The sequence below is a fragment of the Kitasatospora sp. NPDC056327 genome (genome assembly GCF_042261735.1).
GTDB lineage: Bacteria > Actinomycetota > Actinomycetes > Streptomycetales > Streptomycetaceae > Kitasatospora.
Genome location: NZ_JBHJRC010000509.1, coordinates 1 through 2,590, shown reverse-complemented (window position 1 = coordinate 2,590; position 2,590 = coordinate 1). Strand labels below are relative to the sequence as shown.

The 2,590-nt window shown below is 70.4% G+C and carries 3 protein-coding genes; all 3 read right to left on the bottom strand.

The features are described 5' to 3' along the window. Positions 1-72 precede the first annotated feature (72 nt). The gene (locus ACFCX4_RS35840; RefSeq protein WP_376151601.1) at positions 73-1,251 is read right to left on the bottom strand and encodes an RICIN domain-containing protein; all 1,179 of its coding nucleotides are present in this window, start codon (positions 1,249-1,251) and stop codon (positions 73-75) included. Between the two features lie 91 nt (positions 1,252-1,342). Continuing rightward, positions 1,343-1,897 (bottom strand): hypothetical protein, encoded by a 555-nt coding sequence (locus ACFCX4_RS35835; protein ID WP_376151599.1) that lies wholly within the window; start codon positions 1,895-1,897, stop codon positions 1,343-1,345. 205 nt (positions 1,898-2,102) lie between these two features. Next, positions 2,103-2,498, bottom strand: a complete 396-nt coding sequence (locus ACFCX4_RS35830; protein WP_376151597.1) for a hypothetical protein — start codon at positions 2,496-2,498, stop codon at positions 2,103-2,105. Positions 2,499-2,590 lie beyond the last annotated feature (92 nt).

Sequence of the window (2,590 nt, the reverse complement as noted above, 5' to 3'; positions counted from 1 at the left end):
GCCGCCACGGCGGCCGTGCACCCCTCGCTGTCACGCCTCACACGGGCACGTCGCCCGCGGCCTTCCGGTCCGTCAGAGCGTCCAGACCTGGTCGGCGAACTCCGGGTGGCAGTCGTACTGGGTCAGCTTGGAACCCGGCACGCTCGCGCCCGACCACGCCACCGCGCAGCGGTTGGAGAAGGTGTTGCGGATCTGGTAGCCGCCGGCGACCTTCTCCAGCTGCCACACCTGGTCCGCGTACTGCGGGTCGCAGTCGGCCTGGACGATCGGGCTGCCGTTCTCCGTGGTCTGGTGCGGGGCCAGCAGGCACTTGCCGGAGTTGACGTTGCGGATCTGGTAGGTGCCGGCCGGGGTCTTCTGGAAGTCCCAGACCTGGTCCACGAACCGCCGGTCGCACTCCACCTGGATCACCGGCGCGCCCCACTCGGGGGTCTGCCACGGCACGTACGCGCAGAGGTTGCTGAAGTTGTTGACCAGCGAGGCGGTGTGCAGCCGGGTGTCCAGCAGCCAGCCGGCCAGGTCGTCGACCCGGCTCTCCACGGCGCCGGTGCGGGTCTCGGTGCTGCCGAAGCAGCCGCCCTGCCAGGAGGTGCTGTTGACGGCGACGATCTCCGCCCGGCCGTTGACCATCCGCACCGCCGGACCGCCGCCGTCGCCCTTGCAGATGCTGTCGCGGCCCGCGGTCTTCCCCGTGACGGCGAGGCTGGTCGCGGTGGCGGACTGCACGGTGAACTGGCCGTTGTGCAGCGCGAGCGGCGACCACTCCTCCTTGGTGCGGCCGTAACCGTTGACCGTCAGGGTCTCCCCGGCGGTCGGCGCGGCGCCGAGCGGGACGACCGGGATGCCCAGGGCGGGCGTGGCCAGCCGCGCCATCACCAGGTCACGGTCGGCCCGGGGCACCAGCTGGGTGATCTCGGCGACGTGCCCGCCGCCGGTGCTGGTCAGGTCGGTGCGCCCGACGGTCGCGACGGTCCGCAGCGCCGGCGCGCCGGCGGCGAGCGCCAGCGGCTGTGCCGGGTTGTCGGCGAAGCAGCTGCTCGCGGTCAGCACCCAGTACGGGTCGACCAGCGAGCCGGTGCAGCTGCGCTTGCCGTCACCGATGTCGAGCTTGGTGACGTACGTGTGGAAGTTGGTGGGCACGGTGTCGCCGACGACGGCGGTGGCCGTCCCGCCGGTGAGCAGACCGCCGACGACGGCGGCGGAGGCCAGCAGGCCGGTCATCCACGCGGCGCGTGAACGTGTGCGAAGCACGGGGTTCTCCTGTGTCGGAACAGAGCTGGAGCAGAAGACGGGGCAGGGCGTGGGGGCTCCCGCCGCGGCGACCGCGCGGGGGCCCGCGGCGTCACTTGGTGGCGTAGATGTCCAGCAGGGTGAACGGGCGGCGCGACGGGTCGCCGGCCTCGCCGACCGCGTTCGGGAAGCTCCGCGTCAGCGTGTAGACCTTCTCCTCGGTCTGGGCGCCGGTGCCGGTGACCATGCGGGCCGTCACCGCGTAGTCGGGAGTCGTGATGCCGTACACGGCGGGCAGTTCCAGCTTGATGGAGGCGCTGTTCCCGGTGATCTGGAAGCAGAACTTGCCACCGCCGATCGGGTCCCGGTCGGTCATGTTGCGGGCTTCGACCTTCAGCACCCCCGCGCCGAGAGCGTTGCCGGGGGTGGGGCAGGTGACGAGGACCATGTGGCCGTCCCCGCTGATGAGCTTGATGCCGCGGTCCGTGAAGATCTTGTCGGCGCCCGGGTAGGTGAAGTCCTCGACCGCGGGCGGCGGGGTGTCGTCGGCGGTCACGGCCGCGGAGCCGGCCGGAGCGCCGGTCGCGGCCTGGGCGACCGCGACGCCGGTGAGAGCGACGGCACCGGCGACCGCGCCGGCAACGAGCACCTTGGGAATGGAGCGCATGGGAATTTCCCCCTGAAAACGTCGGTTTCGGTGGCTCACGGCACCTCTGCGAATGGCTCGGTGGCCGTTTCCGGAAGCATTGCTATCACGAACGGACAAGGTTTCGGAAGATCGTTCGTGTGGCCGAAGAAAGAATGTCGAAGCCATGAATATGTATACGAACTATTGCCTCGAACCGATATCCGGGCGTCCGCTGAAAGGGATATTAGGGCTTGAAGAGGTACATCAGGCTGCCCATGGCGACCGCTGCGACCGTGAAACGGATCACGAGTTCCCGGGCGAGGCCGTAGTGCTCCGGGCGGAGGCTGCCGCCCTCGGGGTATTCCAGTACCATCCGCGCCATCCTCCTGCGGAATCCGAGCAGGCTCCCGGGCACCATCACGCAGGCGATCGAGTACATCGAGAGCACCAGTTGGGGCGGGTAGTCGGGTTTCGCGATCGACGCGAAGAAGGCGAACCCCCCGAAGACGACCGGCATGAAGGAGACGCGGATCCGGGTCTCCCGCGTCGGCATCGACGGCACCAGCAGTGCGAGGCAGACCGCCGACGCCAGGGCCGCGATCAGCCACCAGGAGGTCGTGCTGAGGTCGAGTTCGTACATGTCCTCCCCTAGCCGACCGTGGGGGGGCCCCCGGCCCCGGCCGGGCCGCCGGGCCGCCCCCGGCCGGGGGTGGCGCTCCGCGAGGCCTCGGG